At 33.0% G+C, this 25050-nt stretch carries 27 protein-coding genes and 1 riboswitch; of the genes, 12 read left to right on the top strand and 15 right to left on the bottom strand.

Annotated features, from left to right (window positions below):
* Positions 1–2 precede the first annotated feature (2 nt).
* Both BTO05_RS04140 and BTO05_RS04135 read right to left on the bottom strand, forming a co-directional pair.
* Positions 3–1031 (bottom strand): FecCD family ABC transporter permease, encoded by a 1029-nt coding sequence (locus BTO05_RS04140; RefSeq protein WP_087491446.1) that lies wholly within the window; start codon positions 1029–1031, stop codon positions 3–5.
* Positions 1024–2166 (bottom strand): ABC transporter substrate-binding protein, encoded by a 1143-nt coding sequence (locus BTO05_RS04135; protein ID WP_087491445.1) that lies wholly within the window; start codon positions 2164–2166, stop codon positions 1024–1026. Before BTO05_RS04135 ends, BTO05_RS04140 begins: the two co-directional genes overlap by 8 nt.
* A gap of 67 nt (positions 2167–2233) precedes the next feature.
* Positions 2234–2436: riboswitch (cobalamin riboswitch) on the top strand.
* Between the two features lie 62 nt (positions 2437–2498).
* Between BTO05_RS04135 and BTO05_RS04130 the strand changes: the two genes are divergently transcribed.
* Positions 2499–4370: a TonB-dependent receptor plug domain-containing protein gene (locus BTO05_RS04130; RefSeq protein ID WP_087491444.1), complete on the top strand. Its 1872-nt coding sequence runs from the start codon at positions 2499–2501 to the stop codon at positions 4368–4370.
* Positions 4371–4423: 53 nt separating this feature from the next.
* Here BTO05_RS04130 and BTO05_RS04125 read toward each other — a convergent pair whose 3' ends face one another.
* A complete protein-coding gene (locus BTO05_RS04125; protein WP_087491443.1) occupies positions 4424–5869 on the bottom strand; it encodes a S41 family peptidase in 1446 nt (481 codons plus the stop codon).
* A gap of 252 nt (positions 5870–6121) precedes the next feature.
* Between BTO05_RS04125 and BTO05_RS04120 the strand changes: the two genes are divergently transcribed.
* Genes BTO05_RS04120 through BTO05_RS04105 form a run of 4 tightly spaced genes read left to right on the top strand, consistent with a single transcriptional unit; the run spans position 6122 to position 8304 of the window.
* Positions 6122–6634 carry an RNA polymerase sigma factor gene (locus BTO05_RS04120; RefSeq protein WP_087491442.1) on the top strand — a complete coding sequence of 171 codons (513 nt, stop codon included), beginning with the start codon at positions 6122–6124 and terminating at the stop codon, positions 6632–6634.
* On the top strand, positions 6621–7100 hold the full coding sequence (locus BTO05_RS04115; protein WP_087491441.1) for a hypothetical protein: 480 nt from the start codon (positions 6621–6623) through the stop codon (positions 7098–7100). Before BTO05_RS04120 ends, BTO05_RS04115 begins: the two co-directional genes overlap by 14 nt.
* A gap of 26 nt (positions 7101–7126) precedes the next feature.
* A complete protein-coding gene (locus tag BTO05_RS04110) occupies positions 7127–7744 on the top strand; it encodes a DUF4252 domain-containing protein (RefSeq protein WP_232459775.1) in 618 nt (205 codons plus the stop codon).
* 11 nt (positions 7745–7755) lie between these two features.
* Positions 7756–8304 (top strand): DUF4252 domain-containing protein, encoded by a 549-nt coding sequence (locus tag BTO05_RS04105; protein WP_087491440.1) that lies wholly within the window; start codon positions 7756–7758, stop codon positions 8302–8304.
* 23 nt (positions 8305–8327) lie between these two features.
* Here the strand turns inward: BTO05_RS04105 and BTO05_RS04100 are convergent, their stop codons facing one another.
* The 3 genes from BTO05_RS04100 to BTO05_RS04090 all read right to left on the bottom strand — a co-directional run bounded on the left by BTO05_RS04100 (position 8328) and on the right by BTO05_RS04090 (position 10542).
* Complete coding sequence (locus BTO05_RS04100) at positions 8328–8564, bottom strand: hypothetical protein (protein WP_087491439.1); 237 nt, start codon at positions 8562–8564, stop codon at positions 8328–8330.
* Complete coding sequence (purB, locus tag BTO05_RS04095; protein ID WP_087491438.1) at positions 8561–9904, bottom strand: adenylosuccinate lyase; 1344 nt, start codon at positions 9902–9904, stop codon at positions 8561–8563. The genes BTO05_RS04100 and purB overlap by 4 nt, the downstream gene beginning before the upstream one ends.
* Positions 9905–9969: 65 nt before the next feature.
* Positions 9970–10542, bottom strand: a complete 573-nt coding sequence (locus tag BTO05_RS04090; protein WP_087491437.1) for an adenylosuccinate lyase — start codon at positions 10540–10542, stop codon at positions 9970–9972.
* 368 nt (positions 10543–10910) lie between these two features.
* Here BTO05_RS04090 and BTO05_RS04085 point away from each other — a divergent pair, with 368 nt between their 5' ends.
* The 3 genes from BTO05_RS04085 to BTO05_RS04075 are packed head-to-tail and all read left to right on the top strand — an operon-like array spanning position 10911 to position 13111.
* Complete coding sequence (locus BTO05_RS04085; RefSeq protein ID WP_087491436.1) at positions 10911–11117, top strand: hypothetical protein; 207 nt, start codon at positions 10911–10913, stop codon at positions 11115–11117.
* Positions 11114–11815 carry a helix-hairpin-helix domain-containing protein gene (locus BTO05_RS04080; protein ID WP_087491435.1) on the top strand — a complete coding sequence of 234 codons (702 nt, stop codon included), beginning with the start codon at positions 11114–11116 and terminating at the stop codon, positions 11813–11815. The genes BTO05_RS04085 and BTO05_RS04080 overlap by 4 nt, the downstream gene beginning before the upstream one ends.
* 60 nt (positions 11816–11875) lie before the next feature.
* A complete protein-coding gene (locus BTO05_RS04075) occupies positions 11876–13111 on the top strand; it encodes a glycosyltransferase family 4 protein (protein WP_087491434.1) in 1236 nt (411 codons plus the stop codon).
* Positions 13112–13113: 2 nt separating this feature from the next.
* Here BTO05_RS04075 and BTO05_RS04070 read toward each other — a convergent pair whose 3' ends face one another.
* Positions 13114–13848, bottom strand: a complete 735-nt coding sequence (locus tag BTO05_RS04070) for a thioredoxin family protein (protein ID WP_087491433.1) — start codon at positions 13846–13848, stop codon at positions 13114–13116.
* 159 nt (positions 13849–14007) lie between these two features.
* Between BTO05_RS04070 and BTO05_RS04065 the strand changes: the two genes are divergently transcribed.
* Positions 14008–14454, top strand: coding sequence for a hypothetical protein (locus BTO05_RS04065; RefSeq protein WP_087491432.1), 447 nt, complete (start codon positions 14008–14010; stop codon positions 14452–14454).
* Positions 14454–14654 (top strand): helix-turn-helix transcriptional regulator, encoded by a 201-nt coding sequence (locus BTO05_RS04060; RefSeq protein ID WP_087491431.1) that lies wholly within the window; start codon positions 14454–14456, stop codon positions 14652–14654. Before BTO05_RS04065 ends, BTO05_RS04060 begins: the two co-directional genes overlap by 1 nt.
* 34 nt (positions 14655–14688) lie before the next feature.
* Here the strand turns inward: BTO05_RS04060 and BTO05_RS04055 are convergent, their stop codons facing one another.
* Entirely contained in the window at positions 14689–15369 is a 681-nt protein-coding gene (locus BTO05_RS04055) for an SIR2 family NAD-dependent protein deacylase (protein ID WP_087491430.1), read from the bottom strand.
* Between the two features lie 50 nt (positions 15370–15419).
* On the opposite strand from BTO05_RS04055, the gene BTO05_RS04050 reads away from it, so the two are divergent.
* Positions 15420–16073, top strand: coding sequence for a TrmH family RNA methyltransferase (locus BTO05_RS04050; RefSeq protein WP_087491429.1), 654 nt, complete (start codon positions 15420–15422; stop codon positions 16071–16073).
* A gap of 13 nt (positions 16074–16086) precedes the next feature.
* Here the strand turns inward: BTO05_RS04050 and BTO05_RS04045 are convergent, their stop codons facing one another.
* The 6 genes from BTO05_RS04045 to fahA all read right to left on the bottom strand — a co-directional run bounded on the left by BTO05_RS04045 (position 16087) and on the right by fahA (position 23063).
* Entirely contained in the window at positions 16087–16896 is an 810-nt protein-coding gene (locus BTO05_RS04045; RefSeq protein WP_087491428.1) for a carboxypeptidase-like regulatory domain-containing protein, read from the bottom strand.
* Between the two features lie 166 nt (positions 16897–17062).
* Positions 17063–18937: a DEAD/DEAH box helicase gene (locus BTO05_RS04040; protein ID WP_087491427.1), complete on the bottom strand. Its 1875-nt coding sequence runs from the start codon at positions 18935–18937 to the stop codon at positions 17063–17065.
* A 313-nt stretch (positions 18938–19250) separates the two neighbouring features.
* Positions 19251–19811 (bottom strand): hypothetical protein, encoded by a 561-nt coding sequence (locus BTO05_RS04035; RefSeq protein WP_087491426.1) that lies wholly within the window; start codon positions 19809–19811, stop codon positions 19251–19253.
* Between the two features lie 17 nt (positions 19812–19828).
* Complete coding sequence (locus tag BTO05_RS04030) at positions 19829–20404, bottom strand: non-canonical purine NTP diphosphatase (RefSeq protein WP_087491425.1); 576 nt, start codon at positions 20402–20404, stop codon at positions 19829–19831.
* 91 nt (positions 20405–20495) lie between these two features.
* Positions 20496–21671, bottom strand: a complete 1176-nt coding sequence (locus tag BTO05_RS04025; RefSeq protein ID WP_232459774.1) for a hypothetical protein — start codon at positions 21669–21671, stop codon at positions 20496–20498.
* Positions 21672–21770: 99 nt separating this feature from the next.
* On the bottom strand, positions 21771–23063 hold the full coding sequence (gene fahA / locus BTO05_RS04020; RefSeq protein ID WP_087493281.1) for a fumarylacetoacetase: 1293 nt from the start codon (positions 23061–23063) through the stop codon (positions 21771–21773).
* Positions 23064–23176: 113 nt separating this feature from the next.
* Here fahA and glyA point away from each other — a divergent pair, with 113 nt between their 5' ends.
* Positions 23177–24451: a serine hydroxymethyltransferase gene (glyA, locus tag BTO05_RS04015; RefSeq protein ID WP_087491423.1), complete on the top strand. Its 1275-nt coding sequence runs from the start codon at positions 23177–23179 to the stop codon at positions 24449–24451.
* 53 nt (positions 24452–24504) lie between these two features.
* On the opposite strand, the gene BTO05_RS04010 is transcribed toward glyA, so the two are convergent.
* Positions 24505–25050 carry a hypothetical protein gene (locus BTO05_RS04010; protein WP_157662533.1) on the bottom strand — a complete coding sequence of 182 codons (546 nt, stop codon included), beginning with the start codon at positions 25048–25050 and terminating at the stop codon, positions 24505–24507.

The raw sequence follows: 25050 nt of genomic DNA, 5'->3' as shown, positions 1-25050 counted from the left end.
AATTAAAACATCATTTTTCGTTGTCTTACCAATAGCCAAATAACTACAGGTGCACCAACCAAAGCTGTTATTGCATTTATTGGTAATATATAATCACTACCTGGAATCTGAGCTATACTATCACAAATAAGCATAACAATTGCACCAAACAAGCATACAGCTGGTAATAGAATTTTATGATTTGAGGTCGTAAAAATTTGTCGAGTTAAATGAGGTATTGCCAAGCCTATAAAAGCTATTGGACCTGCAAATGCTGTTATAGTACCAGCAATTAAGCTTGTAGCAATTATAATAACGAGACGATTTTGTTTTAAGTTAAGACCTAAACTTTTCGCGTAATTATCACCTAGTAAAAGACTATTTAACCCTTTTATTGATAGGATACTTAGTAACAATCCGATTAAATAAATTCCAGAAAATATTAAAAGTTCACTCCACGATAGGTTGCTTAAACTACCAAATCCCCAAAAAATATATTGTTGTAACTGCTCTGCAGAACTAAAATAAGAGAGTACACTTACTACAGCAGCAGTAATGCTACCAAACATTAATCCAATAATCAATATCGCCATAGTGTCTCTAACTTTACTAGAAACCGCTAAAACGGCTAATAAAACTATAAAACTACCTAAACTAGCAGCAATAACAATACTCCATTTTGTTGTAAGTGTTGTCGCAAAGACACCACCAAATAAACCAGAACCCAAAATAACTAATGCTACTCCTAAGCTTGCTCCAGAGCTTATACCTAAAACAAAAGGTCCTGCTAATGGATTTCTAAATAACGTTTGCATTAATAACCCAGAAATTCCCAAACCAGAACCTACTAGAATCGCAGTAATAGCTTTTGGAAGCCTGAAATCTGTTACTATAACTTCCCAAGTAGAATTTTCTATGGTGCCAAAAAGACTAGAAAAAATACTTTTAAAAGGAATACTAACTGAGCCAAAACTAATGTTGACAAAAAAGCAAAGTACCAATACAAAAACTAGTATTAGAAACTGAAATCGATATGTTTTGCTATTATTCAAGTGGTTTGAAAAAATAAGGTGTGTATGAATCTAATAATTCTGGGTGACAAATTTTTATAATGTCTTTTAAAACCAAGTCAGGTCTTGCAGTGCCTAATTCATAATACAATACACCACCAGTAACACCAGTCGTATTAGAAAAACTATAAACTGATTTATTTTTGAAGGCTTCAAAATTATTATAAAGTGGATTAGCTTTTTCCAATTGACTCAAGCTTGAATAGTAAGAAGGACTAAGCCAAATATCAGCATTTTTTGCTTTGTCTAGAACAGCTTCAAAACTTAGATATAAACTTCCATTACCAGAAGTGTCTTTCCATATATAATCGACATTAGCATCTTTTAAAAACTGAGCTTCTGGACTATTACCGTTAGGTAAATGCCATACGTCTTTTGTCATTGCACCACTCAGAATAGAAGGCTTTGTCTTAGCGTTCTTAGCAATTGCTTTGGCTTCTAAATAGTTTTTCTCTATGGTATTGAAAATAGAATCTGCTTCTTGTTCTTTATTATACAATACACCAAAAAACTTGATCCATTCAGCTTTTGCTAGTGCCGATGACTCTACCCAATCACCGTTATAAATTACAGGTACGTTTGCTCTTTTTATTGTTTCGAAGGTTTTATTAACACCATCAATGCCAAAACCTACAACTACGTCTGGATTTAGTTCTATTAATACTTCGGTGTTTATACCTTCATTTTTTCCTAGTTCTCTTACAGAACCATTATTTATAAGTTGCCTTGTTTTGTCAGATGAAATATAGTCTGTACCGGGAAAACCTACTAAACTTTTTTCGACACCTAGAAGCTCTAATGATGGAATGTTTGTTGTTGATGTCACAACTATTCTTTCTAAAGTATTTGTTATAACGCCATCATAAGCATCTTTTGGGAATGTCATCTTCGATAATTGTTCAGAAGAAGCAAGTAAGTATGTATACTCTTTCTCAGATTTTGGCCAAGGTTTTGAGATGGTTAGAATTATGTAATCTTCATATTCTACTACAGTAAAACCTTTTGCATATTTAAGCTCTAGTTGTTTTGATTCTGAAAAAGGAAGTAATTCTTCTTTCTTATCATTTTTACAAGCGACGAAAACTAGAAATAGGAATATGTATTTATAAAATTTCAAAGGTTTAGTTTTCTTTCAAAAGTAATATTATTTAGACTTTTAATAGAACACATTAAAGCAATTGTTTAATTTCGCACCGAAATCTGGTTCGATTCATAAACTATTTATGTTTCGATTAAAAGGGAATCTGGTTAAAATCCAGAACTGTTCCCGCAACTGTAAGCTATAAAGCTTGTTGTTACCTTCAAAGTCACTGTTTCAAATTTTAGAAATGGGAAGACAAACAACAAGACGCAAGTCAGGAGACCTGCCAATTTCAACATAGAAGTACAACTTTCGGGATAAAAGTTTACGTATAGTTCGCTGTATGTTCTCGAGTAATTAAATTTTAAATGAAAAAAATGAAATGGTTAGGTATGCTATCTATTGGCATGCTAAATCTTGGATTTGCGCAAACGCAAGATTCAACAAAAGTCGAAAAATTGGAAGAAGTGGTCGTCACCGACACACGATTTGCAATTAAACGAGAAAATTCTGGTAAGACAGTTATTAAAATTTCTAGAAAAGAGATTGAAAATAATCAAGGACGCACTTTAGCGCAATTGATTAATAGTAAAAGTGGTTTCGAAATTAATGGAACGCGAAGTGTAGCAGGACAAAATCTTGGGTATTTTGTTCGTGGTGGAAATAATCGACAGGTTTTGGTACTTATTGATGGTATACAGGTAAATGACCCATCTTTGGTTAATAATGAATTCGATTTACGTCTTTTGGACTTAAATACTATTGAGAGTGTTGAGATTGTAAAAGGTGCGTCGAGCACGCTATACGGTAACTCAGCTGCTACTGCTGTAATTAACATTACAACTAAGAAGTCTTCTAAAAAAGCTATTTCAGCAAGTTTTCTATCTGTAGTAGGTACTAATCAGTCGCAAGATGAAAATGATTATAGAGCCGAACAGTTTACAAATAATGTTACCGTAAATGGAACATTAAATGACTTTACATATGTAGCTAGTTTTGGCAATCAGTTTGCAGAAGGTTTGTCCGCTGCAGAATCTGATAATCCTGAAGCTGACCCATTTTCTAGATATAACGTGAATTTGAAATTAGGCTATGAATTTTCAGATAGTTTCAGTGTAACTGCTCACGGAAGTATAGATAGGTTTAAAACAGATATTGATGGTTTTCCTGCACCAGCTTTTACATTTGCAGACACTAATGACCAATTTACTTCAAAACAGAAGCGAGTAGGCTTAGCTCCAAAATTCACTTATAAGAATGGTAGTGTGCAAGTTAGTGCTGCCTATACGGATATTGAAAGAGAAACTATTTCTGCTTTTGGGTCTGTAAACGAGGCAGAAAGTTTTGTCCTTGATGCTTTTAATAAATACACATTTAACGAAAATATATACACTATTGTAGGTATTAATTATGGTGATTATAAAAGTTTGTTTGCTGTTGAGGAAAGTTTTACAAATACTGATCCTTACGCAAATGTGGTTTATGTTACTGACTTAGGACTAACAGTTAATATTGGAGGACGTTTAAATAACCATAGCGAATATGGGTCTCAGTTTGTGTATAATATTAATCCGTCTTATAAGGTAACAGTAAATGAAGGTTACGCTAAAGTTTTTGGTTCTTATGCTACATCTTTTATAGCACCAAACCTATCACAGTTATTTGGTTTTTTTGGACCTAATCCTAACTTAGAACCAGAAGAAAACTTGACTATTGAAGGTGGTTTTGAATTTAATACTAAAAAAGGTTTTAGAATTAGTACTGTGTACTTTAACAGAGATGAGGAGAATACAATACTATTTGGTTCAAACGGTTATGAGAATGCAATTACTGACGCCACAGTTCAAGGTGTAGAAATTGAGACAGAATTTAATATCATAAAAGATTTATCAATTTCTGCAAATTATACATTTACAGAACTAAAAGATGGCACACGTATTCGTTTGCCAAAACATCGTGCAAATGCTAGTTTAGGTTATGATTTTTCTCCAAAAACTTTTGCATCTATTGATGCCCAATATGTAGGCAAAAGACAGGATACAGATTTTGCAACTTTTTCAAATGTAGATTTAGAAGCTTATTCTTTAATCAACTTATACTTTAGTCATAAGTTACTAGAAAATAATAAATTGAAAGTTTTTGCATCCGTAAATAACGTGTTTAATGAAGATTATTCAGAAATTTTAGGATTTACAACTTTAGGAAGAAATGCAAGTTTAGGACTTAATCTTAAGTTTTAGAAGATTATTTATAAGAAAAAAAAAGCCACTTCAACAGAAGTGGCTTTTTCTTTTTATTTAAAATACATATACCCATCGAATTGTTCATCCAACTTTTTTGATTTTAGTTCTTCAAAGCCAGAATGACTGATATTATTTGTAAATCTTCCTGACCCAGTAATATCAGCTATTGCCCTTGCTAATAGTGGTTCTTCGACGTCACCAAGTGTCCCAAAATTAGTTCTAGATTCTTCAAGTAGTATATTTGGTACTAATCCCGTTGACGGCACTAAAACATCATCTCTATTAGATACATTTCCAGTTAATGGAAAAAGGGCATATGTGTGTGCTGATGTTACTTGAGACGTTCCAAAATCAGGAGAATCAAATACTAATCGGTTTGATGTTGTTTTTCCAGATGTATTGGTTCCAATTTGTACAACTTCAATATAAGGTCTTAGACTATTAATTGTAAGCTCACTTGCTGAAGCAGAACCATTGGTCGTTAGTACATAAACCTTATCTAAACCTAGACTATTTGTTGTAGCACCACCATCAATAGTATTGGTGAAATTGAATGTTGTGTTTTCATTTTGACGATTAGGGCCATTGATATTGTTCGCATATGGCTGCCCATTAAATTGACCAGTTATCATATTTGCCAGTCTAGTTGCTGTCAAAATACTTCCACCACCATTATATCGTAAATCTAATACTAAATGCTGTACATTAGCAGCACTTAGGGTAGCAAAAGCCTCATTTAATTCTGTTTCAAAGTTACCTCTAAAACTATTGTACATAATATATCCAATGGTTTCGTTGTCCTCTTCTATTACTTCTACGCGATGAACAGGGTTGTCAGTAAAAGTTGATTTAGATGCAGTAATACTTGTTCCATTTGGTGTTATAATATCATCATCTAAAGTTTCTGTACCATTATCATTGTAATTCGCAAAATCAAAAGTAGCTGTATCTTGAGTTAATAAATCTGCAAAATTCGTTGTTGTTAGTGTAATTCCATCAACACTAGTTATAAACATGTTGCGTTCTATTCCTGCTAAATCGCCATTACTACCATTTAAAACTAACCGTACTATGGCATAAACTTCATTAGAACTTTCAGGGACAGGAAAAGCAGAAAATCTTAAACCGTTAGTTTCAGTTGTTCCGTCAAATAATTGTAATGCTTCAAATAAATCGGGAAATAATACGCTGAATCTATCAGTATTACCAGCATCAAACACTAATGCATCAAAGATGGTTTCTGGTGATGAAAAACCTGATAAATAATCTAAATATTCTGGAGTAGAATCATATCTATTGTCTTCACCGTTAATACCAAATCTTTCGTTTCTTAAATCTGGCACATCATCTCCGAATATATAAAACTCATTCATTCCTTTCCAGATAAAGTCTTTAACATCATTTGTAAAAACAAGATTATCATCTCTATCCTCAAAACAACTTGTTGCCGAAAAAGTAACTATTGCTGTTAATATTAGTAATTTAAAACTCTTCATTTTTATTTGGGTTTACTGTAATAATATAGGTTTCAGTTGTAAAACTCTAAATTTACTTACAATATTGTAGAATTAAAAGGAAATACGACTAAGGCTTTAGCTTTGATGATAATTATAAAAATAATTCAAATTTTAAAATATTGAAAATCAGCACATTAAATTTTATTTTTATGTATTTGTAACAAAAATTGTTAAGCTTCGTCGTAATTATGAAAGCAACTAAAATTGTTTTTCAACCAATCAAACCAAGTAATGACACAGGCAGATTTTGTAAAATTAGTGATGCCATTTAAGGACAAAGTGTTTCGTTTAGCAAAGCGACTACTGGTTTCTCGAGAAGAAGCCGAAGATGCGACGCAAGAAATACTTTTGAAATTATGGAGAAACAAACAGAAAATCAGTGACTACAAAAATGTAGAAGCATTTTCTATGACCATGACTAAGAACTTTTGTCTAGACCGTTTAAAGTCTAAACAAGCTCAGAATCTAAAGATAGTTCATAGTAATTATCAAGACAAAGGCCACTCGTCATTACAAAAACAAGTAGAAGCAAGAGATAGTGTTGACTGGGTCTCGAGCATAATAGAAACATTACCAGAACAACAACAAATTATAGTTCAGCTTAGAGATATAGAGCAGTACGATTTTTCTGAGATTTCTAAAATGTTAGACATGAATGAAACAGCAATTCGTGTAGCCTTATCAAGAGCTAGAAAAACTATAAGAGAACAATTAACTAAGACACATAGTTATGGTATTAAATAGTATCGAAAAATTATTAGAAAAGTACGACAACGCAGAAACAACACTTCAAGAAGAAGCACAATTAAGAGCTTACTTTGCCAGTGATGATGTAGCACCTCATTTAGAGTCTTACAAACCTTTGTTTGTCTATTTTGCTAATACGCAGCAAGAAGCGTTTACCAAAGACGTTCCATTAAACACTAAAAAGAAATCAAATTTCTATCAATGGATTTCAGTCGCGGCGGCAGCGGTTATTATGCTCGGTATTATGATGCCACAAATGTTGAGTGGTCCAACTTATTCTGATAAGGAAATTGAAATGTATAACAAAACTAAAAATGCTTTAGCCTTTATGTCTTCAAATTTTAACGAAGGCGCATCGAGTCTTAACGTTTTAGAGATGGCATCAGATAATTTTAATGCTGGTATGTACAAGGCTAATTTTGTTAAGGAATTCGGAAAAACAACAAACAAATTTTTAAAATAACAAACAATAACACAAAAACAGAAATCATGAAATCGAAGATTCACGTAAACAGAAATAATAAAATAAGTATGATGAGTAAAAATTTAATTTTAATAGTAGCTTTTGTATTGACATCGGCAGTTTCATTTGGTCAAGGCGTATTTGACAAATTCGAAGATGTAGATGGCGTAACATCAGTAGTAGTTAACCAAAAGATGTTTAAGATGCTAGCTACAATGGGTATTGACTTAGATGACCCAGATGCACAAGAATTTGTAAATATGGCTAAAAACATAACAGGCTTTAAAGTATTTACAACAGGAGACGAAAAAATATCTGCAGATATGAACGCTACAGTAAAGTCTTATCTTAAGAAAACTGACCTTGAAGAGTTAATGCGCATAAAAGATGGTGACCAGAACGTATTCTTTTATATAAAAGAAGGTAAAGATGAAAACCATGTAAAAGAACTTTTAATGTTTGTTAACGGTCTTAAAGAAATGACTAAAGGGCAAGATATTGAGATCAATGGGAAGAAGAGAGAAATCGAAACAGTTGTATTATCATTAACAGGAGATATCGATTTAAGACAAATCTCAAAGTTGACAAATCAAATGAATATGCCAGGTGGCGAGCAGCTTAAGAAAGCTAGCAAGAAAAACTAATACAAATCATCATGAAATTTCAATCAATCAAAAAACTTGTGATGTTAGCCCTAATTGTTACTGCTTTTGTGAGCTGTAACAATGGGCCAACGTTGCAAACCTATTATGTAGACAATGAGTTAAAGCCGGGATTTACCACGTTCGATGTGCCAACAGGCTTTATTGATGTCGATAAAGTAGAACTTTCAGATCAGCAAGAAAAAGCTTATAAATCAATAGATAAGCTTAATGTTCTGGCTTTTAAAGTAGATGAAAAAAATGGTGATGTTTACAAAACAGAATTAGAAAACGTAAAAACGATTCTTAAAAATCCTAAATACGAAGAGTTAATGCGAGGTGGTAACACTACTGACGGAAAATTTGTAGTAAAGTTTTTAGGAGATATCGAAAACATCGATGAACTTATAATTCTAGGAAATGCTAATGACAAGGGTTTTATGGTAGCTAGAATCTTAGGTGATGACATGAACGCTAATGACCTAATGTCTTTACGAACAATCATGAATGATGTAAAATTTGAAGATACAGACCTTAATGGTCTTACCGATTTTTTTAAATAGACTGACCTCTATTCATTAAAATGTTAATTAGAATCGTCTTGAGGATTATCTTCAAGACGATTTTTTATTAAATCTTTTTTGAATAAAATAACAGATACAATAGTGGCTATTGCAGCAGTTAGACCAATTATGATAATTTTAATAATTACGTAATCTAAGACGCTAAATGCTCCTGCTATAAAAAATAAAAGTGTAATTATAGCTACAAAACTTAAGGCAATAGTATTGTTATTTAGAGGAAATGGAAGTTTGAATTTCATATGCCTGTATAATTACTTGGCGAAATAGCTTTCAATTCGTTTTTAATACTCTCAGAAACTTCAAGTGTATCAATAAAATTAGAAATTGAAGATTGTGTAATTGCTTCGTTGGTTCTTGTTAATCCTTTTAAAGCTTCATATGGATTTGGATAATTTTCCCTTCTCAAAATAGTCTGAATAGCTTCTGCAACAACAGCCCAGTTATTTTCTAAATCTTGACGAAATTTAGTTTCATTCAATAATAGTTTTCCTAAACCTTTTAGTGTAGAAGCAAAAGCAATCAATGTGTGTCCAAAAGGGACGCCAACATTTCGTAAAACGGTGCTATCTGTTAAATCTCGTTGTAATCTCGAAACAGGTAACTTAGCTGAAAGATGTTCGAAAATAGCATTTGCTATACCTAAATTACCTTCACTATTTTCAAAATCTATAGGGTTTACTTTGTGTGGCATAGCCGAACTACCAACTTCGCCTTTTTTAATTTTTTGTTTAAAATAATCCATTGAAACGTAAGTCCATATATCTCTGTCTAAGTCAATGATTATCGTATTAATACGTTTTAGAGCATCGAATAATGCTGCCATATGGTCGTAATGTTCAATCTGAGTAGTCGGAAAAGAATGTTGTAAGCCTAACTTTTCTTGTACGAATTTTGTACCAAAATCTTTCCAATCGATATTTGGATAAGCCACTTTATGTGCATTAAAGTTGCCTGTTGCTCCTCCAAACTTAGCGGCGCTTGGGATATCATTTAATAAATTAAATTGCTCTTTAAGTCTAACAGCAAAGACTAAAATCTCTTTACCCAAACGCGTCGGAGATGCAGGTTGTCCATGAGTTCTTGCTAGCATTGGTATTGCTTTCCACTCTTCTGCAAGTGTTTCAATTTTTTCTAGGAGCGTAAAGTATTCAGGAACATAAACATCATTCATGGCATCCTTAATACTTAAAGGTATTGCTGTATTATTGATGTCTTGAGAGGTTAATCCAAAATGGATAAATTCTTTATAATCTGATAACCCTAAAGTGTCAAATTTATCTTTTATAAAGTACTCAACAGCTTTAACATCATGATTTGTAACCTTCTCTATATCTTTGATTGCAGTAGCATCTTCAGAAGAAAAATCTCTATAAATCTTACGTAAATCTTCAAATACTGTTGTATCTACAGATGATAATTGTGGTAACGGAATCTCACAAAGCGCAATAAAGTATTCTATTTCTACTAAAACGCGATATTTTATGAGAGCTTCTTCAGAAAAATAGTTGCCAAGAGATTCGACTTTTGAGCGGTATCTACCGTCAATTGGAGAGATTGCATTCAGTGATGAAAGTGCCATGTATGTTCAGAATTTTGAAAGAATCAAATATAATGAAGTCTATTAGAATTTTGTAGTTCAAAGCCTTAAGATTTTTTCTTATTTAATTTTTTTAAAATATGTCGCGCTCTAGCCTTAAAAGCAGCACTCTGTAAAGAAAAATCACGTTCTAAAATAATTTGTAATTCAGGATGTATCCAATCAAATTCTAATCCAAGTAGGTAAAGAGCGTTCATACCGTAAGCTTTGGGTGCTACTTTTTCTTCGTTAATCATCCAGTCAAAACAAGCTTCAGTAATTTTTTCACGATGCATTATATTTAAGTGATTTTTTATCTCTGAATTATCTTTTCCATAATAAGTGGTACATAATAATTCACAGATTTTTGCAACTGGTCTAACAGCAGAATCTAGGTGAACTTTACTTATGTTGTTAATAAAGATATCTAAGAAGGGAATGATTTTTTCAAGCTTTTCGGTGCACATAAATTCAAAAACCCAAGCAGCTCTGCAAGATATTTTGTCATTGACAGAAAAAAGAATTTCGAGCAGAGGTGATATTAAATAGGTATTATCAATTACAAGATTAGCGTAATACAAGCGTTTTTCTCGTGAATGATTTACGTAATTTAATTCTGTATAAAGTTGGTCTTTTGTCAAGAGTATATTTGATTTTCAGTATTCTAAACTAAAGAAATTTTATTTAAAAATTTAATCTCATAAATGCGTATGTTTTTTATTTAGAATTTATCTAAATAATTTTTATTTCCAACATTAGGTGCTTAATTTTGTGTCATCATATTATTTAAAATTAGAAAGAAAAATAGTTGAGTTTAAAGCGCGTAATTATATCGGCTTTTGTCATTATGATGATTGGTACATTGTTGGAGTTATTCCTGCTGAAGCATTATGAAGACATATTACAGCTCATACCAATACTCTGTATAGGTTTGGTAATGATATTCACGATTCTTCTATATTTTAAAAGGACAAGCATCATTAAAGGTACATTTAAACTACTATTATTAATGACAGCACTCGGTGGTATTTATGGAGGTTATTTACATTTACATGCCAATTATGAGTTTGAGGTTGAAATGACACCAACCGCTAGTAATTGGGATTTAATTATTGAGAGTTTTTCTGGTGCATTACCAACACTAGCCCCATTTAGTATGATAGTTTTAGCATTAATTGGATATTCATATTTAATACTTATAAATCAAAAACAATGAAAAATATAACAAAATTAGTACTCGTATTCGCATTAACAGCCACAAGCTTTTTTTCGTGTAAAAACGAAACAAAAGAACAACAGGAAAAGAGTGAAGTTGTAGAAACAACAACGAAAACATCTCAAAATAAAACTGAAGAAACTACAACTAAAGCAAGCACAGTCTTAAATGCAAATCTAGCAACCGAAGCAGATTTAAATAGCTTAGAATTACCTTCAGAAATGGTCTCTCAGATTTTAGAAAATAGACCATTTGTTAGCATGAATGATTTAGATGCTATTTTTAAAATTGAAAATAAAGAAGCGCTTTATAAAAAACTATTCGTTCCATTTAATTTAAATACAACTGCAGAAGCTGATTTTAAAATTATTCCTGGTGTTGGTAAAAAAATGGCGCATGAGTTTGAAGAATATAGACCGTATACTAGCGTAAAACAATTTAAAAGAGAAATTGGTAAATATGTTGACAAAACTGAGGTAGAGCGCTATTTGAATTATGTCTTTGTACCAGTGGAATTAAATACAGCTTCTGAAGCTGATATCAATGCATTACCAGGAGTTGGAAATAAAATGGCACATGAGTTTGAAGAATACAGACCATACAACAGTTTGACTCAGTTTAGAAAAGAAATTGGAAAATACGTTGACGATAAAGAGTTGAAACGTCTAGAACGTTTTGTTTATTTAAAGGATAAATAAAAATCTAAAAAATGGATTCTTATTCTCCAACAGAATATTATTTTCAATTAAAAGGTTGTTATGTCTCATAGCAACCTTTTAATTATTGGCTTTGTATTGCCCGAACCTAAAAGTTCAGCAGCAGGTAGTCGTATGTTACAACTTATCCGCTTGTTTCAAAAACAAGGTTATGCTATAACATTTGCCACTACTGCTAATGATAGTGATAAGGCATTTGATTTAAATTCAATAGGTGTAAAAATCACTAAAATTGAATTAAATAATGCTTCTTTTGATGAATTTGTAAAAGATTTAGAACCAGATGTCGTAGTATTTGACCGCTTTATGACCGAAGAACAATTTGGTTGGCGTGTAGCCGAGCATTGCCCAAATACAATTCGAATTCTTGATACAGAAGACTTTCATGGATTACGGAAAGGTAGAGGAGAAGCTATAAAGAATCATGAGGATTTTTCATTAAAATATTTGCAAAACGATACCACTAAACGTGAAATTGCTAGCATTTACCGTAGTGACTTAAGTTTAATCATTTCTGAAGTTGAAATAGAAATTTTGACAAAACAACTCAAAGTAGATAATAATCTTTTATGTTACTTACCCTTTTTACAAGAGCCCATTTCAGGAATTGAAATAGAAATATTACCAGAATTTGAAAAGCGTCAGCATTTCATAACCATTGGTAATTTTTTACATCCGCCAAATTTTGATGCTGTATTACATTTAAAACAAAATATTTGGCCTTTAATTAAGAAGCAATTACCAGAAGCAGAAATGCACTTGTATGGCGCTTATGAATCGCAAAAAGTCTCTCAGCTTAATAACAAGAAAGAAGGTTTTATAATCAAAGGGTTTGCCGAGGACGTCAATGCCACCATGCAAAGTGCGAGAGTTTGTCTAGCTCCTTTACGATATGGTGCAGGTTTAAAAGGAAAGCTTATAGACGCTATGAAAAACGGAACACCTAGTGTAATGTCTTCTATTGCTGCTGAAGGTATGTTTGGCAATTATGAAGTAGCTGGTTTAGTTGATGATTCTCCAAGTAGGTTTGCACAAAAATCCATAGACTTATACCAGGACAAGAACAAATGGAATAAAAAACAAAACGCTGGTTTTAATATTATAAACCAACGTTTTAATGTTTCTAATTTTACATCTGATTTTGCAGAAAAAATTGCCTACTTATTTAAAAATCTAGTTACACACCGTCAACAAAACTTCACTGGACAATTGTTGATGCACCACTATCTTCAGAGTACCAAATACATGAGTAAGTGGATTGAAGAAAAGAATAAGTAGCTCTACAGTTTATCAATAATACTATCTATTAACTCTGATGTTGTGGTATATGACAATCCTTCCTGCTTTGCAATTTCAATAGCTTCTTTGGCTTTCTTTAAAGCTTTTGTATAATTACCAGTTTTGTATAACAAAGCAGCGTGTGTATCTACATTGTAATAAGTAGCTTCTAAATCAATTGAACGTTCTACAATTTTGATAGCTTTCAATAGAGAGTCAACATCTCCGTGTTCTTCGTAAGTATGCCATGCTAACGAATTTAGTCTTGAAGAGGAGTTCCAAATTACATCTAGAGTAGCTTGACTATATTCATCGGAGTTCCCATGTTTTGCTGTAGCATCATAAGCAGTAATAATTGTAGAACCACTGCTTAAGTGTTTGTCTAAAAGTGATTTCATTTTTGCTTTACTCATTGCACCTTCAATCTGTTCAAGATTAGAACTGTTTTTTATAAAAACATAGGTTGGCATAGCAGAAACACCCAAAGCGTCATCTACTTGATTTTTATCTACATCGATTTTGTAAAAATCGACATTTGGATATTCGCTTTCAAGCTCTTTAATTATTGGCGCCATACGTTTACATGGCCCACACCAAGTAGCATAAAAATCTACAAGTATAAGTCTATTGTTATTATTAAGCAGTTTTGATTCTGCATTTGCATCGGTTATTTCTGTTTGTGCATTAGCACCCAAATAGAAACAACTAAGGAGTACAAAAAAGAAAATATTTTTCATTTTATTAATTATTTGCTGTAAAATAACAATTTTAATTTAAGATATGTAAAACATTAAATATGTATAAAATGAAGGTGAATTTGTAAATTTCAAAAATGTAAAGTATATTTGTCATTAAGTAAAATTATTTTTACTAAATATAAAATAAATTTGTCAATTATGAATAAGAAGAGTTTTGTAGAATGCGAACGTAATCGCATAAAAAAATTGTTAGATTTTAGATTGCCAACATCCTTTAAATGGATAGGTGTAATTTTATTGATTACCGCTTTTACGTTGTTTTTTGTAAGAAAACAATTCCCAGAACAGGCAGAATTAATTAGGAGTATCGGTAGAACTATCTTTATTATTGGTCTGTTATGTATTTCGTTAGCTAGAGATAGAGAAGATGATGAAATGATTGTTGCTCTAAGAGCACAATCTTATGCGATAGCATTTATTCTTGGTGTGTTATATGCTATTATAATGCCATATATTGAGTTTGGAGTTTCCAATATTGTACATTCTGGTGGTGAGTCTTACAAAGAGCTAGGAGATTTTCAACTGCTTAGTTTTATGCTTTTAATTCAGTTAGGATTCTATCACACATTAAAACGCTACAGATAATGAAGAATACAATAAAAGTAGAACGTGCTATCTTGAGTCTTACACAGGATGATTTAGCAAAAAAAATTGGAGTGTCAAGACAAACTATAAATTCTATTGAAGCTAATAGATATGTACCTTCAACAGTTTTAGCACTTAAATTATCTGCAATTTTCAGTAAGCCTGTAAATGATTTTTTTAAGCTCTCTGATGATGATTAGGGTTGTCTTTGTTTTAGTTGTAATTATTGTTTACTTAATCTTTTAATAGTTTATTAAGTTCTAGCATTCCTGATGTTGCTGGTTTTTGAATCACAGTTATTTTAGAATTGTGTATTACAGCAGGGTTTGGGTCTACATAATATATCGGGATATTAGAGTCAACAAAATTCATCAAACTTGCAGCTGGGTAAACTTGCATACTAGTACCTATAATAACTAAGATATCTGCTGTTTCACAGATTTCTACTGCTTTTTCAATCATAGGTACATCTTCACCAAACCAAACAATATGAGGTCTTAGCTGGTATCCATTAGTACATTTATCTCCGAGATTTATGTCTTCTTCCCAGTTTCTAATATCTTGTGGATTTCCAGTACTTCTTATTTTTCTTAATTCGCCATGAAGATGTAATACATTTGTACTTCCAGCACGTTCGTGAAGGTCATCTACATTTTGAGTGACTATCGATACTTTGTATTCTTCTTCTAATTCAACTAAAGAGATATGTGCCGCATTTGGAGTTACTTCTTTTAATTGTCTTCGACGTTGATTGTAAAAATCTAAAACTAATTCAGGATTATTACAAAACCCTTGAGGTGAAGCGACCTCCATCACATCATGACCTTCCCAAAGTCCATCTGCATCTCTAAAAGTTTTTATACCGCTTTCTGCACTTATGCCTGCACCAGTTAATACAACAATATGTTTTTTCATAAATCAAAAATAGCGAATCTTACAATCATCTATTTTTATATTTTTGGGTTATGAATGATTTAAAACTTCTAAAACATCTTGAAGGTTATCTTACTGAAAATCGTTTAAAACGTTTCGAAACTGTTTTACAGCAACGTACCAAACATTTTACTGTCGCAACTGAAGACGTGTACCAACTACATAATACAAGTGCAGTGATGAGGTCTTGTGATGTTTTTGGTATTCAAGAGTTAAATGTCATTGAAGAAGCCAACTCGAAAGATATAGATAGAGAAATTGCTATGGGTGCCCAAAAATGGGTTGATTTAAGGCGTTATGGTAGTGTAAAAACTTGCATCGATGACTTAAAACACCAAGGCTATCAGATTGTTGCTACGACACCACATGTAAACGATTGTGATTTAATTGATTTTGATATTTCTAAAAAATCTTGCTTTTTCTTTGGACGTGAAACAGAAGGCCTATCTGACTATGTTAAAGCAAATGCGGATTGCTTTTTAAAAATACCAATGGTTGGTTTTACGGAGAGTTTAAATATTTCTGTTTCTGCAGCTATAATTCTACAGCACGTGACAGCTCAATTGAGAAAATCTAATGTAAAATGGCAACTTTCCGAAAAAGAACTTATTGAAAAGCGCTTTGATTGGATAAAGAAAACTATTAAGGATTATAATGCTATTGTAGAGCGTTTTAAATCTACGTAGTGGAATTAATAAATCAAGGTGCAGTTTTACGCTTATTACGTTTTCTCTCGTTATTTCTGTTAAGGACCTTATATTCCTCATAACATTCGCTAATAGCATCTAGAACCTGAAGGTCATTTGCTGTGCGAATAAAATCACGAGAGTAGTTACATTGATTGACGATTTCATCTAAGTCATATTTATCAACTTGAAGTAAAACGGTCAACATCTCACGGTCAAAACGTTTAGAAAGCTGATTTCTAATTTCATCATCTTTCTTCATTTCCTTCAGCTTACGCATTTGGTTTGGTTTTTTACCAAACATCTTATATAAGAAGTCTGCTGGATTAAATATGGCACCTAAAACTTTGTTAACCACATTAGTTTGTCCGCCTTCATAACCTTGATTTGGTATACCAGAAATTCTGTATCGGTTATTTGACCTAATCGGGATTTGTTTTAAATCAACTTCTAAATAACCGGTAAGTTTTAACTGATTTACTACAACTTCTTCAAGAGCTAATGCCAAATCTGTCATTTCAATTTCTGTATTACCAAATTTAATCCAATCATTAGTAACTCGAACTTTTATGGATTTGTAACCTAAATACGATAAGTGAAGCGTATCATTAACTTTTGCTCTAATCTCAAACATACCGTTGTCGTCTGTCGTGGTTCCAATGACTTGGTTTAGGTTAACGATATTGGCATCTACAAGTGGTGCTTTAGTAGTACTACTTATTATTGTAGCTTGCACTCGTGTAGGCTCATTAGAAGATTCTGTGTCTTGTCCATAAATACTAATGGATACAAAACAAAGTAATAAAAGTAAGTAATGCTTCATGACTTTTTCTTACAGCGTAAAGGTAGTAAACAAAACGCAGTTAGGCGAATTGGACTATTCAATTTGACGTAATATTAACACCAATCTTACTGGGTAAGTCTGATTTAGTATTTTTTTTAAGCACTAAAAAAGCCCAGAATAAAATTCTGAGCTTTTAATTATATTATTAATCTCTTCTTCGAGAACGTCTTGGTCTGTCCGAACCAGAATAGCTAGAGTTAGAGTTTTCTGAGCGTCTTCCTCTTGGTTTATCATCGTTAGAACGTCTGCTACGTCTGTCGCCTCTGTTAGCAGAATCATCTGAACGTCTTGGTTTTCTGTCACCTCTATCGCTAGAGCGTCTTTCGCTACGTCTATCATCTGAACGTCTACGTCCGCCGCCACTACCGCCATCTCTTCGTCTTCCACCGCCACTGCGATTGCGTCCACGTCCGCCGCCTCTGTTTTCTGACACTTCAACGTTTACAAAACGACCTTCGTGTTTAAAATCTGTGAAGAAAGCCAATACTTTTTCTTGAGTTTCTTTTTCAGTATTAAAGAACGAAAAGCTTTCTTTTACGTCTACCTTAAAGACATCATCACGACCTAATTCTAGTTTTTCTTTTAAGAAATCTTTCAATTTCATCCAGTCAAAACCATCTTTACGTCCAACATTGATAAAGTAACGTGTGTCGTTTGATGATTTACCGTAATCTCTACCTTCACCACCACGAGAATCTACAACACCTAAGTCCTTCGATTTTTGGTAGTAGTTATGGAAACGGTTAAATTCTACTGAGAAAAATTTCTTAATCAAATCTTCCTTAGACGTATCTACAAATAATTCATTTATACTTTCAAGGTACTTGTCAATCTCGTCTCCAGTTTCGGTATTATGTATTTTATTAGCCAAAGACATTAACTGTACTTCGGTAATTTCTGTTCCGCTAGGGATATCTTTCTTTTCAAACTGTTTCTTAATGATACGCTCGATACTTTTTATCTTACGTAATTCACTTTTTGAAACAATGACCATAGAAACTCCAGTGTTTCCTGCACGACCAGTTCTACCAGAACGGTGTGTATAGGTTTCGATTTCGTCTGGTAATTGGTAATTGATAACGTGTGTAATGTTGTCTACATCGATACCACGGGCGGCAACATCTGTTGCTACCAACATTTGTATTTGTTTGTTACGGAAAGATTTCATCACCAAATCACGTTGATTCTGGCTTAAATCTCCATGCAATGCACCAGCGCTATAACCACTTTCGATTAAGTTTTCGGCTACTTTTTGTGTGTCGCGTTTTGTACGACAGAAAATAACAGAAAATATATCTGGATTAGCGTCTGCCAAACGTTTTAGTGCGTTGTAACGGTCACGAGCATTTACTAAATAATACTCATGCGATACGTTACTTGTACTTTCGTTTTTATTACCAACAGTAATTTCTAACGGATCGTACATGAATTTTTTTGCAATCGTAGCCACTTCTTTAGGCATTGTTGCAGAAAATAACCACGTGCTTTTATCGTCTGGTGTGTGCGATAAGATATCTGTAATATCTTCGTAAAAACCCATGTTAAGCATCTCATCGGCTTCATCTAAAACACTGTATTGTATTTTAGAAATATCTACGAGTTTACGGCTAATCATATCTTTCATACGACCAGGAGTTGCCACAATAATTTGTGCGCCACGCTTTACTTGGCGTGCTTGGTCTGTAATACTCGCACCACCATAAATAGCAGTTACATTAAGCCCTTTACAATATTTACCGTATTGCTTAAGCTCGTTTGTGATTTGTAAACAAAGCTCACGTGTTGGTGATAAGATTAGACCTTGGGTTGTACGACTCTCTACATCGATTTTTTGAAGCATAGGAAAACCAAATGCCGCTGTTTTACCAGTACCGGTTTGTGCCAATGCAACTAAATCGCGTTCTTCTTTTAATAATAATGGTATTGCTTGTGCCTGAACTTCACTTGGAGTTACAAAACCCATGTCGTTAATAGCATTCAATAGGTCTTGGTCAAGACCGAGTTCTTGGAATGTGCTCATTCTTTTGTATAAGTATTCGATTGTATTATGTAGTGTTACATAAGAAGCGAATCGACATACTTATTCTAAATTCTCCTTGTAACACATCCTCACTCTGAGGAATTATCAGAAAATCAGTTCTCTGACTTTCAGCGTGCAAAGATACACTTTTATTTAACTTTGTTTTTATCGAGATTTTGGAGTTACGCTTAAATATCATGATATGAATCCGTTTTTAATGATTTATATCAGAAGTTAAGCTAAGTTAGGATTTTAAAATCTAGAAATCAATATGATATACAATAGAGTTGTTGACGTTTTATAAACAACACAATTATGGTTTTATCATTTTCCAAAAGGTATACAAGTCTTTTTTTAGAGGCTTGTATTGTTCAGGCATTGTTGCAGCTGGAGACATGCTAAAAGAAATATCGTCTTTAAAGTACCAATAATTACCTTTTAGTTCGCCTTTGTCAGTATCGATATTCCAAGATTCGATATTTATTATGGCATAACTGTTTTCGGCTTCGACATAGTCTATTGCAAAAACTTTTAGGTCTTTTGATGTATTGTATTTTAGTTTAATACTAATATCTAATTGTTTTTTCTCTTTGTTAGTTGTTATATCGAGAGTTTTTAATTTGTAGTCATTAAATTCTTCTCGCCATTGGTAACGCTCTTCTTCTGTGGCTTGATTGCTAATTCGGTAAAGTTGTTCTGCTACTTTGATGCTATCTTGCTCATTACGTATTATAGTAAACAGATTATTTTGATTTATAGTAATGGTTTGCGTTTTGGTATCTATACTGACGTTTGTCTTTTCGGCCATTACAATACTGTTATCAACACCAAAAAACGTACCGATGGCAAAAAATATGACTTTAATGAGTTCCATTTATATTAGATTTGATTTTATAAAGTATTCAGAAATTGAATTAGCTCTTGTACAGCCTTTCCTCGATGTCCAATCTTATTTTTTTCTTCTAATGAAATTTGTGCGAATGTTTCATTGTAACCTTCGGCCTTAAAAATAGGGTCGTAACCAAACCCTTTTTCGCCATTTTTTTCTTTAGTAATTTCTCCTTTACAAATGCCTGTAAAGGTTTTTAATACGCCATTAAGATGTAATGCAATTACTGTTTTAAACTGAGCCTTTCGGTTTGATTTATCTTTTAAATTTTGCAGAAGTTTTTCCATGTTATCATCAGAATTGCGTTTTGGTCCTGCATATCGCGCCGAATAAACGCCTGGCTCTCCATTAAGGACTTCGACTTCTAAACCTGTATCGTCTGCAAAACAATTGTATCCATAGTTTTTGACCAAGTATTCTGCTTTTTGGATGGCATTGCCTTCAATTGTTGGTTGCGTTTCGGGTATGTCTTCTGCACAACCAATATCTGCTAAACTTAATAATTGAATATGGTCAGGAACTAATACTTGAACCTCTTTTAATTTATTGAGGTTGTTGGTGGCGAATACGAGTTTCATTTATAAATAAGATTATAATGTGAAAATAAAGTAATTTATAGATTAGTCATAAAAAAGCCCCTATATATCGAGGCTTCATTTTTTATATTCGTTATAACTTATAATCTGAAATAATATCCTTCAGCTTTAGCTTTAGGTCTTCACCAGAATCAAAAATCATCTGTTCATTTGTTGGAAATGGTATTGGACGATTTCTAATCAAGTTTCTGTCATCGTTATTGAGTGCACGTCTATCACCTCTAAAAGTGGCATAAAAATGCTCAAAAACAAATCCACTATTTATGTTAAATTGCTCTATAGTTTCTTGAGCTTTTAAATCTGTAAAAACCACATTGGCTAAAACTTCTGCTTGTTTAAATTGTTCTGTTTCAAAAACTCTAGCCCTAACGGTGATGATTTTATCTTCTTTAATATCATTGCCAAGACTATCTTTAGCGACATTACCATTAGCATCTAATCTGTATTGCCAACCATCTTTGACGCGTTGCTGACGGACAACTTCGCGCTCACGAACTTGCTCTGGCGAAATATTAATGCGTGCTAATTGTAATTGCATGGCATAATCATAATTCATGTCTTCATTTTCATCAGCATGATATTGCGTCCAAAATTGATTTAAACCATATGTGTCAAAATCGAGTAGGGCATCTTCTAAGCGTCTTGGTATGATTTGTCTCGTCTGATTTTCTATGTCTACAATAACATGTGCTGTTCCGCGCTCATGAGCTTCTTGCATGAGCTCACGTGTTTTTTCGTAATTTGGATTTATATCTTCGATATATGCCAGAGTATTGTAGGCATTTCTTATTTGAAATTTGTCATCGCCTTCTAGAAGCGCTATTCCTTTTTCGTAATAGAAATCAGAAACATTTTCACGGGCTTTAACTATTTCATTTGTATAATCTTTCTGTTTAAAAAATACTTCACGTCCATTTACACTTAATGGTAATAATGGTTTTACAGCATTTTGTCTGTTAGCTAAAGCATTGTAGGTTTCGTAAATACGTCTATAAAACTCAGGGTTTTTTGACGTTTTTAGCCCGGTAATGGCTTCGATATCTCTATCATTAGCTTTGTCGTAGGCATCTTTAAGTAACAAAATATAATCTTGCTTTCGTTTAGCATCTTTATTATTTTGTAATTGTTTAACTGCTTTTGATATGGCTTTGTTGTAGTTACCAGAAGTTAAGGCACGTTCCACCTTTTTCTTCGATCCGCACGAAACGACGAATGCAACTAATACGAGTAAAATTGTAATTTTTTTCATAATCGTAGGTTTTAAGGTTTCAATAGTAGATTCCAATAGGCGTGCCAAACATAAAAAAGCCCAGATAAAACTGAGCTTTTTTGTTGTATTTGTGTCTTATTATTTATTTTTCTTAGGGTTAAAAACTGGTAATAATTGTGTTTTTACTTGACCAAAACCAATACGAACATCATCATTTTCGCAGTAACCACGCATAACAACAGTATCGTAATCATTTATAAATTTTCGTTCAGTGCCATCCTTCATCTTAAGAGGTTTGGTACCCTTCCAAGATAATTCCAACATGGAACCATATGAATCTTCTGTAGGTCCAGAAATAGTACCGCTACCCATCATGTCTCCAGAATTTACAGGACAACCATTTATCGTGTGATGCGCTAATTGTTGTGCCATATTCCAATACATGTATTTAAAATTGGATTTACATACAGTAGTCTCTTTTCCATCTTTTGGGATGATACCAGCTTCTAATTTAATATCAAAGCTGTGCTTTCCTTTTGTTCTTAAGTAAGACAGTGGTTTTGGATCTTGTTTAGGACTTTCAACTCTAAATGGTTCTAAAGCATCTAAAGTTACAATCCATGGCGACATAGAAGACGCGAAATTTTTCCCTAGAAAAGGACCTAAAGGTACGTATTCCCATTTTTGGATATCTCTTGCAGACCAGTCGTTAAAAACTACTAGACCGAAGATATACTCTTCAGCTTCTTCGATAGGAATTGGTTCTCCTAAGTCATTAGCATCCGTTGTTATAAATGCCATTTCTAATTCAAAATCCACTAATTTACTTGGCCCAAATACAGGTTTGTCTGCACCTTCAGGAAGTGTTTGTCCTTGAGGTCTATGTATTGGAGTATGAGTCGTAATTATTGAAGAACTTCTACCATGGTAACCAACTGGCATATGTAACCAATTTGGCATTAATGCGTTTTCGGCACCTCTAAACATTGTACCAACATTTGTTGCATGCTCTTTACTAGCATAGAAATCTGTATAATCGCCAACCAGCACAGGCATTTTCATTTCTATTTCGTCCAAGCGGAAGCATATAATTTCTTTATGTGCTGTGTGGTTTTTTAACGTGTCGTTGTTTTTGTCAAATATTTCAGCAATCCTGTTTCTAACAGCTCTCCATGTTTTACGGCCATCTGCAATAAAATCATTTAAGGAATCTTGAAGAAAAATATCATCTGTCAAAGGAATGCCATCAAAATAACCCAACTGATGTAAAGCACCTAAGTCAATAGCAGTATCACCAATTCGAGTTCCGATAGTAATAATATCGTCTTTGGTCAAAAACACGCCAAAAGGTATATTCTGAATTGGAAAATCAGAATATTTATTAACGTATAACCATGATGTTCTGTTTGGATTGTTGGCTGATAGCGGCATATTACTTATGTTGATTAATTGTTCATTATTTACTTTCAAATCTACATGATTTTTCAAATTAAAACTAATGTAATTCGTATTTTTGATGCTCATTTAACACCATTTTAAAGCATATGCAACGCGACGAACAAATTTTTGAATTAATTGAAGCTGAAAAAGAACGTCAAATCGATGGAATAGAACTTATTGCATCTGAAAATTTTGCAAGTCCACAGGTTATGGAGGCGCAAGGTTCGGTTTTGACAAATAAATATGCCGAAGGTTATCCAGGTAAGCGCTACTATGGTGGTTGCGAAGTGGTCGACGAGGTCGAAACAATCGCTATTGACCGCGCAAAATCTTTGTTTGGTGCCGCATATGCCAATGTGCAACCACATTCTGGGAGTCAGGCAAACACAGCTGTATATCATGCTTGTTTAAAACCTGGAGATACTATTTTGGGTTTTGATTTGTCTCATGGCGGCCATTTAACGCACGGTTCTCCTGTTAATTTTTCGGGACGTTTATACAACCCTACATTTTACGGTGTAAAAAAAGATACAGGTTATATAGATTACGATATGTTATCGGACCAAGCTGAAAAAGAAAAGCCAAAAATGATTATTGCTGGCGCATCTGCATACTCTCGAGATATAGATTTTGCTAAGTTTAGAGAAGTTGCCGATAATGTAGGTGCTTTGTTATTAGCAGATATCTCTCATCCATCTGGTTTAATTGCCAAAGGTATTTTAAGCGACCCAATGCCACATTGCCATATCGTGACAACAACCACACATAAAACGTTACGTGGACCTCGTGGTGGATTAATAATGATGGGCGAAAATTTTGAAAACCCATTTGGGTTAAAATTGAAAAATGGAAATCTACGTAAAATGTCAGGTCTTTTAGATTCTGGTATTTTTCCAGGAAATCAAGGTGGTCCATTAATGCATGTAATTGGTGCAAAAGCAATCGCCTTTGGCGAAGCTTTAGCGGATGATTTTTTACATTATATGTTACAAGTAAAAGCAAATGCAGATGCTATGGCAAAAGCATTTGTAGCTAAAGACTACCATTTAATTTCAGGTGGTACTGACAACCACATGATGCTTATTGATTTAAGAAATAAAGATATTACAGGTAAAGCTGCTGAGCAAGCACTTGTAAAAGCAGATATTACCGTGAATAAAAATATGGTACCTTTTGATACAGAATCTCCATTTGTGACTTCAGGAATTAGAGTTGGTACACCAGCAATAACCACTCGTGGTTTAAAAGAAGATGATATGGCTTTTGTAGTTGATTTAATAGATGAGGTGATTAATAACTACGAAGATGAAGCAACTTTAGAAGCTGTTGCAACTAAAGTAAATGCTTTGATGAGTGGACGTCCATTGTTTAAAGGATAATTATATTTCTTTGATATATAAAAAGCCTTTCCAATTTGGAAAGGCTTTTCTATTTAGTTATTTAGAATTATCTCTTCATTACTGCTATCACCTGCGACAAAAACACCAATGACTGATTTATTAGTTTTAGTAAGTGCTTTTTGCCAACATTTTTTCGCAAAATTCACTTCCAATTCAAATTTATCATCCCAAAAGTCATAAGCATCTTCAACTTCGTCTTCAAACTCTTCAGAATAGTCAACTTGAAGATTATCAAATACTTTTTGGGCTAGTTCATCTCCAATATAAAATGAATAACTATCTAAATCTATTTCGGGTTCGTTTTTTAAGGCTTCATAGTTATGAGTTTCACTATCTGCTGAAGCTCTTAACCATGACATCACAGCATCTGAAGGCGAATATATAATTTCTATTTTTTCAGGAATTTCTTCAGTTTTTAAAAGTTGGAATTCATCTTTATTATTAAGAACATTTACAAAAAATGAAACGATAACTTCTTCTGTTGGAAATAAAATTTCAGTTTGAAAAAGACGATTTATTTCATTAATTATTATCGACCAATCAGAATCGTTTAACTTAACAAAAGGTTTGTTAATCAT

This window comes from Winogradskyella sp. PC-19 (assembly GCF_002163855.1).
In the GTDB taxonomy this organism is placed as follows: Bacteria; Bacteroidota; Bacteroidia; order Flavobacteriales; family Flavobacteriaceae; genus Winogradskyella.
This window is presented reverse-complemented; position numbering and strand designations above follow the sequence as displayed.

Excerpts from the sequence above, each read along its gene's own strand:
- BTO05_RS04130 (WP_087491444.1), top strand. The coding sequence starts at position 2,499 with ATGAAAAAAATGAAATGGTTAGGTATGCTATCTATTGGCATGCTAAAT.
- BTO05_RS04125 (WP_087491443.1), bottom strand. The coding sequence starts at position 5,869 with ATGAAGAGTTTTAAATTACTAATATTAACAGCAATAGTTACTTTTTCG.
- BTO05_RS04120 (WP_087491442.1), top strand. The coding sequence starts at position 6,122 with ATGACACAGGCAGATTTTGTAAAATTAGTGATGCCATTTAAGGACAAA.
- BTO05_RS04115 (WP_087491441.1), top strand. The coding sequence starts at position 6,621 with ATGGTATTAAATAGTATCGAAAAATTATTAGAAAAGTACGACAACGCA.
- BTO05_RS04110 (WP_232459775.1), top strand. The coding sequence starts at position 7,127 with ATGAAATCGAAGATTCACGTAAACAGAAATAATAAAATAAGTATGATG.
- BTO05_RS04105 (WP_087491440.1), top strand. The coding sequence starts at position 7,756 with ATGAAATTTCAATCAATCAAAAAACTTGTGATGTTAGCCCTAATTGTT.
- BTO05_RS04100 (WP_087491439.1), bottom strand. The coding sequence starts at position 8,564 with ATGAAATTCAAACTTCCATTTCCTCTAAATAACAATACTATTGCCTTA.
- purB (WP_087491438.1), bottom strand. The coding sequence starts at position 9,904 with ATGGCACTTTCATCACTGAATGCAATCTCTCCAATTGACGGTAGATAC.
- BTO05_RS04085 (WP_087491436.1), top strand. The coding sequence starts at position 10,911 with ATGACAGCACTCGGTGGTATTTATGGAGGTTATTTACATTTACATGCC.
- BTO05_RS04080 (WP_087491435.1), top strand. The coding sequence starts at position 11,114 with ATGAAAAATATAACAAAATTAGTACTCGTATTCGCATTAACAGCCACA.
- BTO05_RS04075 (WP_087491434.1), top strand. The coding sequence starts at position 11,876 with ATGTCTCATAGCAACCTTTTAATTATTGGCTTTGTATTGCCCGAACCT.
- BTO05_RS04070 (WP_087491433.1), bottom strand. The coding sequence starts at position 13,848 with ATGAAAAATATTTTCTTTTTTGTACTCCTTAGTTGTTTCTATTTGGGT.
- BTO05_RS04065 (WP_087491432.1), top strand. The coding sequence starts at position 14,008 with ATGAATAAGAAGAGTTTTGTAGAATGCGAACGTAATCGCATAAAAAAA.
- BTO05_RS04060 (WP_087491431.1), top strand. The coding sequence starts at position 14,454 with ATGAAGAATACAATAAAAGTAGAACGTGCTATCTTGAGTCTTACACAG.
- BTO05_RS04055 (WP_087491430.1), bottom strand. The coding sequence starts at position 15,369 with ATGAAAAAACATATTGTTGTATTAACTGGTGCAGGCATAAGTGCAGAA.
- BTO05_RS04050 (WP_087491429.1), top strand. The coding sequence starts at position 15,420 with ATGAATGATTTAAAACTTCTAAAACATCTTGAAGGTTATCTTACTGAA.
- BTO05_RS04045 (WP_087491428.1), bottom strand. The coding sequence starts at position 16,896 with ATGAAGCATTACTTACTTTTATTACTTTGTTTTGTATCCATTAGTATT.
- BTO05_RS04040 (WP_087491427.1), bottom strand. The coding sequence starts at position 18,937 with ATGAGCACATTCCAAGAACTCGGTCTTGACCAAGACCTATTGAATGCT.
- BTO05_RS04035 (WP_087491426.1), bottom strand. The coding sequence starts at position 19,811 with ATGGAACTCATTAAAGTCATATTTTTTGCCATCGGTACGTTTTTTGGT.
- BTO05_RS04030 (WP_087491425.1), bottom strand. The coding sequence starts at position 20,404 with ATGAAACTCGTATTCGCCACCAACAACCTCAATAAATTAAAAGAGGTT.
- BTO05_RS04025 (WP_232459774.1), bottom strand. The coding sequence starts at position 21,671 with ATGAAAAAAATTACAATTTTACTCGTATTAGTTGCATTCGTCGTTTCG.
- fahA (WP_087493281.1), bottom strand. The coding sequence starts at position 23,063 with ATGCCGCTATCAGCCAACAATCCAAACAGAACATCATGGTTATACGTT.
- glyA (WP_087491423.1), top strand. The coding sequence starts at position 23,177 with ATGCAACGCGACGAACAAATTTTTGAATTAATTGAAGCTGAAAAAGAA.
- BTO05_RS04010 (WP_157662533.1), bottom strand. The coding sequence starts at position 25,050 with ATGATTAACAAACCTTTTGTTAAGTTAAACGATTCTGATTGGTCGATA.